The 14535-nt window shown below is 64.4% G+C and carries 13 protein-coding genes; 10 read left to right on the top strand and 3 right to left on the bottom strand.

All coding sequences use genetic code 11. The features are described 5' to 3' along the window. Positions 1 to 158: 158 nt before the first annotated feature. From pcsA to glgX, 3 genes are all read left to right on the top strand, one after another. Positions 159 to 884 (top strand): phosphatidylcholine synthase, encoded by a 726-nt coding sequence (gene pcsA / locus J6595_RS17990; protein ID WP_425342173.1) that lies wholly within the window; start codon positions 159 to 161, stop codon positions 882 to 884. Between the two features lie 44 nt (positions 885 to 928). Continuing rightward, positions 929 to 1903, top strand: coding sequence for a quinone oxidoreductase family protein (locus J6595_RS17985; protein WP_209596304.1), 975 nt, complete (start codon positions 929 to 931; stop codon positions 1901 to 1903). A 152-nt stretch (positions 1904 to 2055) separates the two neighbouring features. Next, positions 2056 to 4305 carry a glycogen debranching protein GlgX gene (glgX, locus tag J6595_RS17980; protein WP_342453242.1) on the top strand — a complete coding sequence of 750 codons (2250 nt, stop codon included), beginning with the start codon at positions 2056 to 2058 and terminating at the stop codon, positions 4303 to 4305. Positions 4306 to 4401: 96 nt separating this feature from the next. On the opposite strand, the gene J6595_RS22880 is transcribed toward glgX, so the two are convergent. The 3 genes from J6595_RS22880 to J6595_RS17965 form a co-directional block, all read right to left on the bottom strand. Next, positions 4402 to 5259, bottom strand: a complete 858-nt coding sequence (locus J6595_RS22880; RefSeq protein WP_209596300.1) for a DMT family transporter — start codon at positions 5257 to 5259, stop codon at positions 4402 to 4404. A 101-nt stretch (positions 5260 to 5360) separates the two neighbouring features. Beyond that, the gene (locus tag J6595_RS17970; RefSeq protein ID WP_209596298.1) at positions 5361 to 6107 is read right to left on the bottom strand and encodes a PspA/IM30 family protein; all 747 of its coding nucleotides are present in this window, start codon (positions 6105 to 6107) and stop codon (positions 5361 to 5363) included. Further along, a complete protein-coding gene (locus J6595_RS17965; protein WP_209596295.1) occupies positions 6104 to 6535 on the bottom strand; it encodes a YjfI family protein in 432 nt (143 codons plus the stop codon). Before J6595_RS17965 ends, J6595_RS17970 begins: the two co-directional genes overlap by 4 nt. A 148-nt stretch (positions 6536 to 6683) precedes the next feature. Here J6595_RS17965 and J6595_RS17960 point away from each other — a divergent pair, with 148 nt between their 5' ends. The 7 genes from J6595_RS17960 (at position 6684) to mepK (ending at position 13922) form a co-directional block, all read left to right on the top strand. After that, the gene (locus tag J6595_RS17960; RefSeq protein WP_209596293.1) at positions 6684 to 7742 is read left to right on the top strand and encodes an ion channel; all 1059 of its coding nucleotides are present in this window, start codon (positions 6684 to 6686) and stop codon (positions 7740 to 7742) included. Further along, positions 7742 to 8401 (top strand): DUF2491 family protein, encoded by a 660-nt coding sequence (locus J6595_RS17955; RefSeq protein WP_425342172.1) that lies wholly within the window; start codon positions 7742 to 7744, stop codon positions 8399 to 8401. Before J6595_RS17960 ends, J6595_RS17955 begins: the two co-directional genes overlap by 1 nt. A gap of 104 nt (positions 8402 to 8505) precedes the next feature. Continuing rightward, positions 8506 to 8907 (top strand): DUF350 domain-containing protein, encoded by a 402-nt coding sequence (locus J6595_RS17950; protein ID WP_209596290.1) that lies wholly within the window; start codon positions 8506 to 8508, stop codon positions 8905 to 8907. A gap of 11 nt (positions 8908 to 8918) precedes the next feature. Continuing rightward, complete coding sequence (locus J6595_RS17945) at positions 8919 to 9503, top strand: DUF1190 domain-containing protein (RefSeq protein ID WP_209596288.1); 585 nt, start codon at positions 8919 to 8921, stop codon at positions 9501 to 9503. 75 nt (positions 9504 to 9578) lie between these two features. Beyond that, complete coding sequence (locus J6595_RS17940) at positions 9579 to 10736, top strand: glutathionylspermidine synthase family protein (protein ID WP_209596286.1); 1158 nt, start codon at positions 9579 to 9581, stop codon at positions 10734 to 10736. Between the two features lie 215 nt (positions 10737 to 10951). Beyond that, positions 10952 to 11932, top strand: a complete 981-nt coding sequence (locus tag J6595_RS17935) for an alpha/beta hydrolase (protein WP_209596284.1) — start codon at positions 10952 to 10954, stop codon at positions 11930 to 11932. Between the two features lie 322 nt (positions 11933 to 12254). Then, complete coding sequence (gene mepK / locus J6595_RS17930; RefSeq protein WP_209596281.1) at positions 12255 to 13922, top strand: peptidoglycan L,D-endopeptidase MepK; 1668 nt, start codon at positions 12255 to 12257, stop codon at positions 13920 to 13922. The last annotated feature ends 613 nt before the right edge of the window (positions 13923 to 14535 follow it).

The raw sequence follows: 14535 nt of genomic DNA, 5'->3' as shown, positions 1-14535 counted from the left end.
TTCTGCCGCTGCTTGCCGAATGCGTGCATGTACGACTTGGTTTTCGCAGATACGCCCGTTACAGCCAATGGCAATGGCCGGAACGAATGGTGGGGGACGATGTTCGCCAAGAAGACGAAGAAACGGTCGCTGGGAAAGACAGCCTGCCTATGTCCGATATGACTGAGGATTATGATCGCACCGACCGCTGGCGCGCATTCGCGATCCATCTTTTTACCGCGAGCGGCGCCTTCATGGCCTTCCTGTCGCTGATCGCGGCAGCCGAACAGCGCTGGGTGGCGATGTTCGCGTGGCTCGGTCTGGCGCTGTTCATCGACGGTATCGACGGGCCAATGGCGCGCAAGGTCAACGTGAAAGGGGTTCTGCCGAACTGGTCGGGTGATCTCCTTGATTCGATCATCGACTACGCGACCTATTCGCTCATTCCGGCCGTCGCGCTTTATCTTTCGGGCATGATCGGCCGTCCGTCGTCCTTCGTCGCGGCGGCTCTCATCGTGATCTCGAGCGCGATCTACTATGCCGACATGCGGATGAAGACGAAGGACAACTTCTTCCGCGGCTTTCCCGTCGCCTGGAACTTCGTCGTCTTCACGCTCTTCGCCGTCCGCCCGCCGGAATGGGCAGCGTTCACGCTCGTCGTCCTCTGCGCGGCCGCGACCTTCCTGCCGGTGAAGTTCGTCCATCCTGTTCGGGTTCGTGTCCTGAGGCCCCTCACGCTCGCCGTCGTCGCGGTCTGGTCGGTGTTCGGGATGATGGTTCTTCTGCAGAATTTCAATGCCTCGCCATGGGTTCGGTGGGGACTTGTGGCCTCGGGGCTCTATCTCCTTCTGATCGGCGGCGTCCTCCAGCTCAAGGATTGGCTGCGGGGAACGCGCGCGAATTGACGCGCCGGCAACGACCGGCCGGATCAGATCAGGGAGACACCGCCATGAGCAAGGCGATCATCGTCAAGGAGACCGGAGGACCGGAGGTTCTCTCCTTCGAAGACTACGATCCCGGCAAGCCTGGCAAGGGCGAGATCCTCGTCGAGCAGAAGGCGGCGGGCATCAATTTCATCGACGTCTATTTCCGCACCGGGCTCTACAAGTCGGAGAAGATGCCCTTCGTCCTCGGCAAGGAGGGCGCAGGCATCGTATCGGCGGTCGGCGAGGGCGTGACGCTTTTCAAGACCGGCGACAGGGTCGCCTATAACGGCGTCAACGGCGCCTATGCCGAGACGATCGTGCTGCCTGCCGAGAAGGCGGTGCTGGTGCCCGAGGCGATCGATCTGGAGACGGCGGCGGCCGTGATGCTGAAGGGCATGACCGCCGAATATCTCCTGCGTCGCACCTATCCGGTCGATTCCGACACGGTCCTGTTGTTCCACGCGGCTGCTGGTGGCGTTGGCCTGATCGCCGGCCAGTGGGCCAAGCATCTCGGCGCGACGGTCATCGGAACCGCCGGCTCGAAGGAAAAATGCGACCTCGCTCTGAAGAACGGCTACGATCACGTCATCAATTATCGTGAGGCCGACTTCGTGAAGGAGGTCGAGAAGATCACCGGCGGCCGCAAATGCGATGTGGTCTACGATTCCGTCGGCAAGGACACGTTTCCCGGCAGCTTGGACTGCCTGCGGATGCGCGGTCTGTGGGCGAGTTTCGGCCAGGCGTCCGGCAAGCTGGAGCCGGTCGATACGCAGATCCTGAGCCAGAAGGGCTCGCTCTACATGACGCGGCCGACGCTGTTCAGCTATGTCGCGACCCGCGAGGAGCTGGAGGCTTCGGCGAAGGCGCTTTTCGACGTGATCGCGTCGGGCGCGGTGAAGATCACCATCGGCCAGAAGTACAAGCTCGCCGATGCCGAAAAGGCCCATCGCGACCTCGAGGGTCGCAAGACGACCGGCGCCTCCATTCTGACGATCTGATCGCCTTTCGCTTCAGGTCGCCACCTGAGCGGCGGCGCCGTGACCGACCGCGTAAGACTTTGTTCTGAAATGCCTGTGACCGGGGAACCAAGTGGGTTCTCCCGGTCTTAAGGTGCGTCCCCCTTCCAGCTTCTGGAGAATCCTTCGTGACGATCCAAATCCGCCCGAACACGACCCAGACCTATCGCGGCCCGACCGCGGTACGTCCTCGCCGAATCCAGGAAGGGCGGCCGTTTCCTCTCGGCGCGACCTGGGACGGCATCGGTGTGAACTTCGCCATCTTCTCGGCCCATGCGACCAAGGTCGAGCTCTGTCTCTTCGACGCGGACGGCAAGAGCGAGATCGAGCGGATCGAACTGCCGGAATACACCAACGAGATTTTCCACGGCTATCTGCGGGATGTCAGGCCGGGGCAGATCTATGGCTACCGGGTCTATGGGCCTTACGAGCCGGATGCCGGCCACCGGTTCAACCCCAACAAGCTGCTCATCGATCCCTATGCCAAGCAGCTGATCGGCGAGGTGAAGTGGGACCACGCGCTGTTCGGCTACACGATCGGCCATGACGACGCGGACCTCAGCTTCGACGAGCGCGACAGTGCGCCCTTCGTGCCGAAATGCCGGGTGGTCGATCCGGCCTTCACCTGGGGCGACGAGCGCCGGCCCAACGTCTTCTGGGACCGGACGGTGTTCTACGAGGCCCATGTGAAGGGCTTCACCATGCGCCATCCGGCCGTGGCGGAGCGCGATCGCGGCAAGTTCGCGGGGCTGATGACCACCGAGGTGATCGACTATATTCGCAGCCTCGGCATCACTTCCGTCGAGCTGATGCCAATCCACGCCTTCGTCGACGACAGCTATCTCGTCGAAAAGGGCCTGCGCAATTACTGGGGCTACAACTCCCTCGGCTTCTTCGCGCCGGACCCGCGCTACCTGGCGTCGAACTCGATCGCCGAGTTCAAGGAGCTCGTCTCGGCCTTTCACCACGCCAAGCTCGAGGTCATTCTCGACGTCGTCTACAATCATACCGCCGAGGGCAACGAGCTTGGACCGACGCTCTCCTTCAAGGGCATCGACAACGCCACCTACTATCGTCTGATGCCGGACGACGCGCGTTACTACATCAACGACACCGGCACCGGAAACACCGTCAACACGTCGCATCCAAGGGTGATGCAGCTCGTGACGGACTCGTTGCGATACTGGGCCGGCGAAATGCGCGTCGACGGCTTCCGCTTCGATCTCGCCACGATTCTCGCACGCGAACCGACCGGCTTTTCGGAAGAATCGAGCTTTCTGCACGCCACCATGCAGGATCCGCTTCTCTCCGAGGTGAAGCTGATCGCCGAGCCCTGGGATTGCGGGCCGGGCGGCTATCAGGTCGGCCGCTTTCCGCCGGGCTGGGCGGAATGGAACGACGGTTATCGCGATACGATCCGCGCCTTCTGGCGCGGCGACGACGGGATGATCCCGAAGGTCGCGAACAAATTCTCCGCGTCAGCCGATCTGTTCGATCGCCGGGGCCGCAAACCCTGGGCTTCGGTCAACTTCATCACCGCCCATGACGGCTTCACCCTTCACGATCTTGTCAGCTACAACGACAAGCACAACGAGGCCAATGGCGAGGACAACCGCGACGGCCATTCGCACAACCTCTCCTACAATTACGGCGCAGAAGGCCTGACGGACGATCCGGAGATCGTCGAGATCCGTTTTCGGCAGCTTCGCAACTTCTTCGCGACGCTCCTGTTCTCGCGCGGTACGCCGATGATCCTGGCCGGAGACGAGTTCGCCCGCACCCAGGGCGGCAACAACAACGCCTATGCCCAGGACAACGAGATCGGCTGGGTCGACTGGAAGATCACGCCCGAAAGCCGCCAGCTGGCGGAATTCGTGCAGAAGCTGATCATCCTGCGGCAGTCGCTCGCCATGCTGCGCCGCGGCACGTTCCTGCACGGGACCTTCGACGAGGAACTCGGCGTCAAGGACGTGGCGTGGCTGAAGCCGGACGGGCAGGAGTTCGTCGATGGCGACTGGGCCGATGGCGAGGCGAAGTGCTTCGGCGTCCTCCTCGACGGCCGCGCCCAGGAAACCGGCATCAGGCGTCCCGGCACGGACGCGACCATGCTGATCGTGATGAATGCGCATTTCGACGTGGTGAACTTCGTTCTGCCGGAAGCACCCGGCGGCAAGCGCTGGCGCTGCGTGATCGACACCAATCTGCCCGTGCGCGAAGAGCTCGCGCCCTTCGAATTCGGGACCGATTACATGGTGACGGGGCGCTCGTTCCTCGTCTTCATCCTCGAGCCGGACGACACGGCCGATTCAGAGGATGCGCGGCGCTCCTACGCCCATGTCTCCGAGGCGTTCGCGCGCTCTGCGAGCGACCGGCTGCGTATCTAGGGCACCCTGCGTCCGCCACGACGCACCAACGCATCGAGTCTTCTCGTCGGCCCGGAGATCAAGCGATTTTCGGGCCGATGCTGTGATGACGGGCGCTCAGCGGTTCTCGCGCCACCAGATGTAGAGGCCGGAGGCGACGAGGATCACCGCGCCGATGGCGGTGGTCAGATGCAAGGGGTCGCCGAAGACGAGGACGGTCAGGACGCTCGCGGCGAGAACCTGAACATACAGGAACGGCGAGAGCAGCGAAGCCGGGGCGAAGGAAAAGCCGCGCACCAGAAAGAAGTGCGCGGCCGAGCCCGTGAGGCCGATCGCAGCCATGAAGGCGACGGCAGTCGGGCTTGGCGTCTGCCAGAGCGGAATGACCATAAAGGTGAGGATGACGGCGCCTGGCGCCGTGGTGTTGAACATCGTCGCGGCGCTGTCCTCGCGCCCGGAGAGCCGGCGGGTCAACAAAAGATAGCAGGCGTTGAACGCCGCCGCGCCGACGACGAGAAACAGATGCGGCTCGATGGTTGCAAGGCCCGGCCTCAGGATGACCAGCATGCCGACGAAGCCCGCGATGATGGCGCCGATCCGGTGGATGCCGATCGTCTCCTTGAGGACGACGACCGACAAGACGGTGACGAGGATCGGCGCGAAAAAGATCACGGCCGTGGCGTCTGCGAGCGGCACGTAAGTGAGCGCCCAGTACATCAGCGACGTCGCGGCGAGCAGGCACATGCCCCGAAGGAGCTGCAGGACCGGATGCCGGGTCTTGAGAAAGGACGGGCCGCGCGTTGCCGTCAGGGCGATGGCCATGATCAGGGTCTGGAAGATGTAGCGGCCCCAAAGAACCTGGATCAGCGGAACGAGAGTCGTCAGGTGCTTGCCGATCGAATCCTGGACCGCGAAGGCCGTACCGGCCGCGAGGGTGAAGAGGATGCCGGCGAGAAGCGTGGGGATTGGGGGCACGGAGCTGCAAACCGAAAAAACAATGCCCCGGCGCTGAGGCCGGGGCTGGGAATGGGCGTGGCCGCGCCGGAGGAGCGCGGCCGAATGTCAGGCAGGTGCGATCAGCTGTTTCTCGGCCGGTCGAGGGCAGGGTGATCCTTCGGCCCGGAAATCGACGGCGAGGACGGGGTGCCCATGATCTGGGCGAGCACGTCGTCGGCCGATTGCGATTGGCCGCCGATCCCGGCAGCTAGCAGCTGTCGGTCGAGATCCGAGCCCGATTCCAGCGCCGCGAGCTCTTCGCCGGCTTCGAGACGGCCCTGGGTCATCTCCTGCTTCTTGCGGATGCGCTCGAGCGAATCCATCGCATTGCCGAGCTTGGAGTTGACGCCGGACTGGGTGGTCGCGATCGCCGACTGCGCCTTGATCAGCGACTCGTTGGCCTTCACGTTCTCGACCTCGCGGCGCATCTGCTGAATGCGCTGCTCGGTGTCCTGCACCGCCTTGATCATCTGCTGCTGGCGCTGGTTGAGGCGTTCGAGCTCGGCTTCGTCGCGGCTCGCCTCGGTCCGCGTCTTGGAGATGCGCTCGGCAAGGCCCCGGGCGAGGTCCTCGCGGCCGGCCTGCAGCGCGGCGCGGGTGCTTTCGGTGTCCTTGCGCTCCTTGTCCCGCGCTTCGGCGACCCGGCGCTGCAGCGACTTGTTGGAGGCCATGATGCCGGCAAGATCCGAGCGGGCGCGGCGCAGCGCGTTTTCCGCGTCGCGGATTTCCTGGTCGAGAATGCGCAGCGCCTGCGTGTCGGCGACGCCTTCCGCAGCCTCGTTGACGCCGCCGCGAACGGCAGTGAACAGCTTGTTCCAGACGCTCATTGCCCGTTCTCCCGCTTCTTCCAGTCCTCGATCATGTTGGCCGCGTCGACTGCGTTGGTGGCGAGCACCGCGACTTCCTCGACCATCTCGGCTGCGCTCGACATGGCCGACAGCGAGCCGAACAGCTCATAATACTCGGTTTCGTCGATTGTGACGATGCCGAAGGTCGATAGCGGCACGAGCTTGTGCGTCGACAGGATCATCCGTTCGAACGCCTCGCGATGCGGGATGGTATCGGCCGGCGCCAGGATCACGCTGGCGAGCACCTGGTCGCCGCCGGCGGCGACGAGGACGTCCAGATCGCCTTTCTCCTTCAGTGTCACGCGGATCACGTCGCCCGTCTCGACGACGGTGACGTCGACATCGCCGAGCGCCTCCGGGTCTGACGCGAAAAGCTCCGTCAGGCTGGCTAGATTCCACTTTTGCACGGGGTATCCCTCGGTTGCCAAGGTTCGGGTTGGGGTTCTACATCACGACGAAAGGCCTGTCCAAACGGATTCGCACCGTTGGCGGCCAGGATCGACGCCAGGGAAATTCGGCCGCGTGAGGCCACAAATCGACTGAACCGGATCACTCGTGCCACTGTTCTCGTCCTATCTGCGTCGCTTCTACGTCGCCCTTGCCGAACTCACATGGGGAGCGATCGCCGGGCTCGCAATCGGCCATTTCCTGACAAGTTGGCTACTCCTGATGGTTGTCGGCGAGAGCGACTTCGTCGCAAGGCCGGTCGATTTCGTCTACTACTACGTCGTCACCGCGACGACGGTGGGTTACGGTGACCTGTCGCCTCAGACCGGGGCGGGGCGGCTGATTGCCGCCTTCTTCGTTCTGCCTGGCGCGATCGCGATTTTCACCGCCGTCCTGGGCAAGCTCCTGTCGGCGGTGAGCAACAGCTGGAGAGGCCGGATGAAGGGGCTGGGCAATTTTGGCGACCGGTCGGGGCACGACATCGTCATGGGCTGGCACGAGGCGGCGACGCAGCGGCTGCTCGGGCTGATCGTCGCCGAACGCGCTGCCGGCGAAGCGCTGACAGTGCTGATCTCCAAGGATCTCGAAGAAAATCCCATGCCCGACAAGATCGACTATGTCCGCGTCGAGCGGCTGGCCGATCCGGTCGGGCTGGAGCGGGCCGGCGGGGCGAATGCGCGCTCGATCATCGTGCGCGGCGAAACCGACGACGAGACTCTGGCGGCCGCTCTCGTCGCATCGGCGACCTGTGAAAAGGCTCATGTCGTCGCCTATTTCGACTTCGAATCGACGGCAACGATCCTGCATCGGCAGAATCCGCAGATCGAAGCGGTGACGTCGCTCTCGTCTGAGCTGATGGTCCGTGCGGCGAAAGACCCCGGATCCTCGGTCATCGCCAATCTGCTTCTGTCCGCCGGAACGCAGGACACCGCCTATTCGGTGACGGTTCCGGACGGCACGACGAGCTTCAACTACGAGACGGCGCTTCACGCCATGCGCCGACGCCACGCCGTGACCGTCGTCGGCATGGCCCGTCACGGAAATGTCGATCTCAACTGCAAGGACACGATGGAGATTCGTTCCGGCGACGTTCTCTACTACATCGCCGACCAGAGGCTGGATCCCGGCGCCATCGCCTGGGAAGCGTTCGCGAGGACAAGCGCATGATCTTCTCGCTGTTCGGTGGCAAGGACAAGTCGGCCGATCTTCCGGTGGAGCGCGGGCCGCTCGGCGTCGCGCTCGGCGGCGCGATCGAGATCGACACGCTGGCGTTGCAGGCCGACGCGGCCGGAACCTCACCCGGCATGGAGCTGCCCGAAGGCGGCAATTTCATCGTCGTCGCCTATGGCGAGGCGCGGCTCGACGGCGAGACGGTCCTGTCGCGCTATTACGACGAAGACGACCGTCTCCTGCAGACGCTCTCGGCCAGCGGCAAGCCGGGCGACGCCATAACCGACATCAGCCTTTATTCCGCCTGGGACAGCGTCGTGCCGGCCGATCGCGCCGAATGGGACCGCTGGGCGGGGCCCTCGGGCCTGATCGGCCAGCCGACCTACGATGCCGACGGCCTGATCTTCCAGCGCTACTGGGGCGAGGGCTCGGGACGCGCCCAACTCGTGGAATTCGTCGAGGACGTCGATGACGGGGAGCGGGTACGCCAGATCCATCAGACCTGCATGCTCTATGCGCGGCCGCTCGGCGCGACGCAGGAGATGCTGCTCCTCAATATCGAGCGCGATATCGCCGAACGGGCCAGCCGCGAGGGCGGCGCGGTGGCGTTCCTACTCGGCTATGGGCTATCGCCGGCCGATGTCAGGCGCGTGTGAGGACGACCGATCCGCTGCCGAGTTGCAAGTGGCGGAAAGCCTCGCGGAACGGGGGCGACGACACACCATGGGGCGAAAAGCTCCGCGCATCGAGAGGGACTTGAATGTTTGGATATGCCGCCGGCCTGCCGGCCTTTCTCGCCTATTTCATCCTTGGCCTGGTGCTCTACGCCCTGTTCGCATGGATCTACACGACGCTGACGCCGCAGAAGGAGATCACCCTGATCCGGGCCGGCAACACGGCAGCCGTCGTGGCGTTCCTCGGCGCGATCCTCGGCTTCTCACTGCCGCTGGCCTCTGCGGCGGCGAATTCGCTCAGCATCGTCGACTTCATCATCTGGGCGGTGATCGGTCTTCTGGCGCAGATTCTCGCCTTCTTCATCGCCTCGCGCACGATGACCGGGCTCCACCAGCGCATCACCGACGGTGAAATCGCCGCAGGTCTTTGGGGCGGCGGCATCGCGCTTGCCGTCGGCATTCTCAACGCCGCCTGCATGACCTACTGAGGGAGGTGAGGATGACAAGACGCTTCACCCGGCGCACACCGCCAATTCTCGCGCTCGGAACCATCGCCGCCACCGGCATGGTTCTGTCGGGTTGCGGCGACGATACGCCGAAGGAAATGGCGTTCTCGACGCCGCAGCAATGCGCCGACGCTGGCGTCGATGCGGAGATCTGCCAGGCGGAATACCAGCAGGCGCTGCAGAAACATCTGTCCGACGCGCCTCACTATGCCAACCTGCAGGAATGCGAAGCGGAGGTCGGTGCCGGCAGATGCTTTCGGGCCGGCGACGGCAGTGACCAGAACTCGGTCGGCCAGACCAGCGGCTCCGGCTCGGGCTTCTTCGTGCCGTTCATGACCGGCTATCTGATCTCCTCGGCCATCGCCAACCTGTCGAACTACGCCGCCTATCGCGACTATCGCTATTCGTCCGGCTATTCCTCGACGCCGATCTATCGCACCCGCAACGGCAACACGGTCACCTCGACGATCAGCAACGGCCAGCGCAGCAGCCGGCCCGTGAATGTCGGCACGACCACGGCCTCGCGCTATGGCTTCGGCGGACGTTCCTCTTCGCGCGGCGGCTTCTTCGGTGGGTGAGCGGTCTGCCGGACCGGCTGCGGCCGAGGGCGGCCTTGCGCCGGGCCGCAAGTTCGTCGCGGAGGGCGCGTTTCGATGAAACGGATCGCGATCCCCGAGCGGGAAAACTGGCGCGAGGCGGCGGAAGCGGTCGGCTTCGGCTTCCACGAAATGTATGGCGAGCCCTACTGGGTTGACGACGCGGCCTATGCCTTTTCGCTCGCCGAGGTGGAGGAGGCGATCGAGGCGCCGTCCCAGGAACTCCACGACATGTGCATGGATCTCGTGGCCGACGTGGTGCGCGACGAGGCGGCGATGGAGCGCCTCAAGGTGCCCCAGGAGATGCGCGACCTCGTCGCGGCATCCTGGCAGCGCGGCGACAGGCATCTCTACGGCCGTTTCGATCTCGCCTATGACGGCACCGGGCCGGCGAAGCTTCTGGAATACAACGCCGATACGCCGACCTCCATCTTCGAGGCGGCCTATTTCCAGTACAACTGGCTGACCGACAACGTCGCGCGCGGCGCGCTGCCGGAAGATGCCGATCAGTACAATTCGATCCAGGAAAGCCTCGTCGAAGCCTTCGGGGCTTTCTCGAGGGACCCGATCTTCCATTTCGCCGCCTGGACAGAGAGCGACGAGGACCGGGGCACGGCCGCCTATCTGATGGACTGCGCTGTCCAGGCCGGCCATCGGACCACACTTCTCGACATCCGCGACATCGGCGTCGACCATCAGGGCCGTTTCACCGACACCGACGACCGGGTGATCGACCTCCTGTTCAAGCTCTATCCATGGGAAGACATGCTGCGCGAGCCCTTCGCCAAGTATCTGTCGACGGCCGGCGCGACGATCGTCGAACCGCCCTGGAAGACGCTTTTGTCGAACAAGGGCATCCTGCCGATGCTTTGGGATCGCCATGCCGGCCACCCCAACCTCCTGCCGGCCTTCTTCGACGACGAGCCGCAGGCGAAATCACTGAGCGATGCCGTCCGCAAGCCGCTGTTTTCGCGCGAGGGTGAAAATGTCGAGGTCCTGAAGCAGGGCCAGAGCGTCGAGATCACCGAGGGATCCTACGGCGAGGAGGGCTATGTCGTGCAGGCCCTGACGAATCTTTTCGAGGCTGATGGGGCCTATGCCGTCCTCGGATCGTGGATCGTCGGGGACCGGGCCTGCGGTCTCGGAATGCGCGAGGATCGCTCGCCGATCACCCGCAACCTCTCGCGTTTCGTGCCGCACATCATCGCGGAGTGACGCGAGCATGCTCGCTTCGGTGTTCGCGGCGAGGCGGCGGTCTATCGCGTCACCTTCCAGACGGGCTTCGCCGGCACACCAGCCGGCCCCGGCGCGGCCCGCGCCTGCCCCTGCTTTTGCGCCACATGCACGGCGTTCGCCGAGACACCCTACCACGGCGCCGAAGGTCGCCTAGCTTTCACTCGTAACAGCAACTGACCGGCAGGATGATGAGCATGGCAAAGGCACGACTGGAGATCGACCCTGAAGCATTCGATCCCGATGCCACCGATCCTGAGCTCGTCAAGCTGACGGAGTGGCTTCGCAACGAGCAACGCCAGCGGCCCGACCCCTGGTCCCTGCCGCTCGACAAGGTTCGTCAGGCCCGCAAGGAAGGCAAGGGCATCTTTCCCTATGCGCGCCGGGACAAGGCGGCGGAATCGCATGTTCACATCGGGTCTGCGGGGCGGGAGATCCCGATCCGCATCATCCGTCCGACGGACGGGGCCACCCGCGGCACGTTTTTGCATTTTCACGGCGGGGGCTGGGTCTTCGGCAGCGCCGAGGAGTCCGATCCGCGGCTGCGCCGGCTCGCCGACGCGACCGGTCTGACGGTGGTTTCGGTGGACTATCGCCTTGCGCCCGAACATCCCTTCCCGGCGGGACGGGACGACTGCGTCGATGTCGCGATTGCACTGGCAAACGGCAATCTGCCGGCGCCGCGCGGCTTTCTGGCGATCGGAGGCGAATCCGCGGGAGCCCATCTGGCGGTTCTGACGCTCATTCGCCTGCGCGACGAATACAAGCTGCGTCCCTTCGGCGCGGCGCTGCTCGTGGCGGGCTGCTACGATCTGTCCCTGACGCCCAGCGTACGCGCGGCCGACGCGGAGCGCCTGATCCTCAATGCCGACGACGTGAAGGAATACGTTCTGCGTCTGGTGCCGGACGAATATTCCCTGAAGGATCCACAGGTCTCGCCGCTCTATGCCGAACTCGGCGGGCTACCTCCAGCCCGCTTCAGCTGCGGCACCAGGGATTTGCTCGTCGACGACACCGTCTTCATGGCGACCCGATGGATCGCCGCCGGCAATGCCGCTGAGTTGCACCTGACCAATGGGGGGGTCCACGTCTTCGAGGCATTTCCAAGCGAGGTCGGCAAGAAATCGCTCGACGGCATGGAAGCCTATCTGCGCGACCGGATCGATTTTCCGGCGTGAACCGATTCGCCGCGCGGGGACATTTCTCAGTCTGTTCCCGGGCTTGACGGGCGGCGTCACCCCCGTGCTTTGTCGGGACGCAGGCTCGCGGCGGACTGCAGGCGCGAATCACCGAACTGTATCAAGGATCTATCTTCGAGGATTGCCGTATCCTTAATGCCGCTTTAACCATTTTTCGGCAGGGTAAGACTGAAAAAGTTCCGCGCTGTCATTTTCATGCCGCAGTCTTGGGCAAGCTCACTCAGGAAATAAGAGCCGTTTTTCGGAACGGGCGCCGCCGGGGGACAGGGGGCGCGGGACATCATTCGAAGGGGGATGCCGCATGTTCGGACGAACTGACGGCGCAAGGCGTTTGGCCGTGCGTCTAGCCGCCATGGCCGTCGCAGCAGTGCTGTCTGGAGCCTTCGCAAGCGCCGCTTCGGCCGAGACGCGGACCCTCAAGTTCTACAATCTCCATACCAAGGAGAAGGGCGCCTTCGCCTACAAGGTGAACGGCCGCTACAACCAGTCTCAGCTGAAGAAGATCAACTGGTTCCTGCGCGACTGGCGCAAGGCCAAGGCCACGACGATGGATCCGCGGCTTCTCGATTTGATCTGGGAAGCCTACCGGCAGTCGGGCTCGAACGGCTACATCAACGTGATCTGCGGTTATCGCTCCCCGGCGACCAACGCGATGCTTCGCTCGCGCTCCTCCGGCGTTGCCAAGCAGAGCCAGCACACGCTCGGTCGTGCGCTCGACTTCTACATTCCCGATGTTCCCCTGAAGAAGATGCGCGAGATCGGCCTGAAGATGCAGGTTGGCGGCGTCGGCTATTATCCGCGTTCGGGATCGCCTTTCGTTCATTTCGACATCGGCAATGCCCGCCATTGGCCGCGCATGAACCGGCGCGAGCTGCTCGCCGTGTTCCCGAATGGCGGAACGGTCCATGTTCCATCGGACGGCAAGCCGCTGCCGGGCTACAACCAGGCGCTCGCCTCCTACAAGTCCCGCCGCAGCCAGTCTGAGATCCAGGTCGCCAATGCCAGCTCCTCGAGCTCTTCCGGCGGCGGCAAGTCGCTGATCGCCATGCTCTTCGGCAGCGGTGACACGTCCGACGAGAGCGAGGACGAGGCCGATGTCGCGACGCCGGCCGTGGCGCCCGCACGGGCCGCGCCGGCCCGCGATCCCGTCCAGGTGGCCGCTGTCATTCCCCAGCGCCGTCCGAGCCGGGATCTGCCGAGCGGCGTTTCCGTTCAGGTCGCCGACACGTTCGATACGGGTACTCCTTCTGCTTCTGCGGCGCCGGCAGCTCCCGCGGCGGCTGAGGTCGCTGCCCTCGATATGGCGCGTGTGCCGCTTCCCACTTTCGCAGCGCGCGTTGCGCCGACGCCGGCCGCCGAGCCGGCGACAAGCGAGGTCGGCGCCCTGGTGGCCGCACTCGAGACCGAAAAGCCGGAGGAGAGCCTCGCAAGCGGCCAGCTCGCTTACGCCGTTCCGACGCCGACGGATCGTCCCAATTTCGATGTCCTCCTGAACGGTGGCGTGAAGGTGGAAAAGCGCGACGAGGCAGCGGCCGCGATCAACGCGCTCGCCTCTCGCGACAAGAATGAGGTTGCGGCCGTCGTTCCGAAGAACCGTCCGGCCGCGCCAAGGGTGGCCGCTCGCGACGTGCCGAAGCCGGGCCTCGTCGCCGCATCCTATCGCGAGACGCCCGCACCGCGCCGGACCGCCGCCAAGCTGATCGAGGTCGAGCCTCGCAAAAGCACGATCGAGGCCGAGGTGATCGCGGGCAAGGGCGGGCGTGTGGTCGCCGTCTCCAGAAAGGCTGCGGCCGGGACGAAGGCTGCCGCAGGCGATCAGGAGACGATCACCTCGCGCATTGCTCTTGCCTCCGTCGTGTCGGCGCCCCGTCGTTCGGCGGACAAGGCCGGACAGCATCCGAGCGGTGATCTCGGCCGGGCCCTGCGTGCGAAAGGCTTCACCCTGACGGAGGTTCGCTTCGTCGATTGAGCGCTAAGCCGCTTCGTTGTCACGCAGGTCCGTGGGAACGGGCAAGGGGGACGTGCGATGCGCCAGGCGCCTGACGGTCGGACTTGCCCGGAGAGCCGACTTTCCGATTGTTGCTGAAAACGCCGATTGACGGGGTATTTCCTCGAGCCCGCATGAAAGCCATCCGACGACGGCACTCTGAATTCGTCTTATGCCCTCGATGACGCAGCACCTCACGGCACGAACCGCCAAGACACGACAAGACGGGGCAAGACGCGCGAGCCAGGGTGTCCGCTCTTGTCGAAGTCGTGACCGGCTGACCGCTGCGGGGTGGCCGGTCAGCTCATTTTTCCGTTTCCGCGTTGTGCGCTGTCCAGTCGTCAACGCAAAGCCCGTCCCAGCCCCTGCTATTTGGCGTCTGGATGCAATATCAGCAGACAGCCGCGCGGGTCTGTCAGCTTCTGCCTTCGCGGGAACCACAGTTATCGTGGTACGTCAGGGGCGCGACCTTGGCGGGGAGGAGGGCGAACCGACCTGCGTTCGTGCAGTTCTTCCTGCCGTTTCCATGGTGCCGGAGAAAAGCTTACGCTACGGATCCCTGGGATTTCAGGCCAGCCACGACAGCCTCGGTCGA

This window comes from Jiella mangrovi (genome assembly GCF_017815135.1).
GTDB classification, from domain to species: domain Bacteria; phylum Pseudomonadota; class Alphaproteobacteria; order Rhizobiales; family Rhizobiaceae; genus Jiella; species Jiella mangrovi.
This window is presented reverse-complemented; position numbering and strand designations above follow the sequence as displayed.

Excerpts from the sequence above, each read along its gene's own strand:
- pcsA (WP_425342173.1), top strand. The coding sequence starts at position 159 with ATGACTGAGGATTATGATCGCACCGACCGCTGGCGCGCATTCGCGATC.
- J6595_RS17985 (WP_209596304.1), top strand. The coding sequence starts at position 929 with ATGAGCAAGGCGATCATCGTCAAGGAGACCGGAGGACCGGAGGTTCTC.
- J6595_RS17970 (WP_209596298.1), bottom strand. The coding sequence starts at position 6,107 with ATGAGCGTCTGGAACAAGCTGTTCACTGCCGTTCGCGGCGGCGTCAAC.
- J6595_RS17950 (WP_209596290.1), top strand. The coding sequence starts at position 8,506 with ATGTTTGGATATGCCGCCGGCCTGCCGGCCTTTCTCGCCTATTTCATC.
- J6595_RS17945 (WP_209596288.1), top strand. The coding sequence starts at position 8,919 with ATGACAAGACGCTTCACCCGGCGCACACCGCCAATTCTCGCGCTCGGA.
- J6595_RS17940 (WP_209596286.1), top strand. The coding sequence starts at position 9,579 with ATGAAACGGATCGCGATCCCCGAGCGGGAAAACTGGCGCGAGGCGGCG.
- J6595_RS17935 (WP_209596284.1), top strand. The coding sequence starts at position 10,952 with ATGGCAAAGGCACGACTGGAGATCGACCCTGAAGCATTCGATCCCGAT.
- mepK (WP_209596281.1), top strand. The coding sequence starts at position 12,255 with ATGTTCGGACGAACTGACGGCGCAAGGCGTTTGGCCGTGCGTCTAGCC.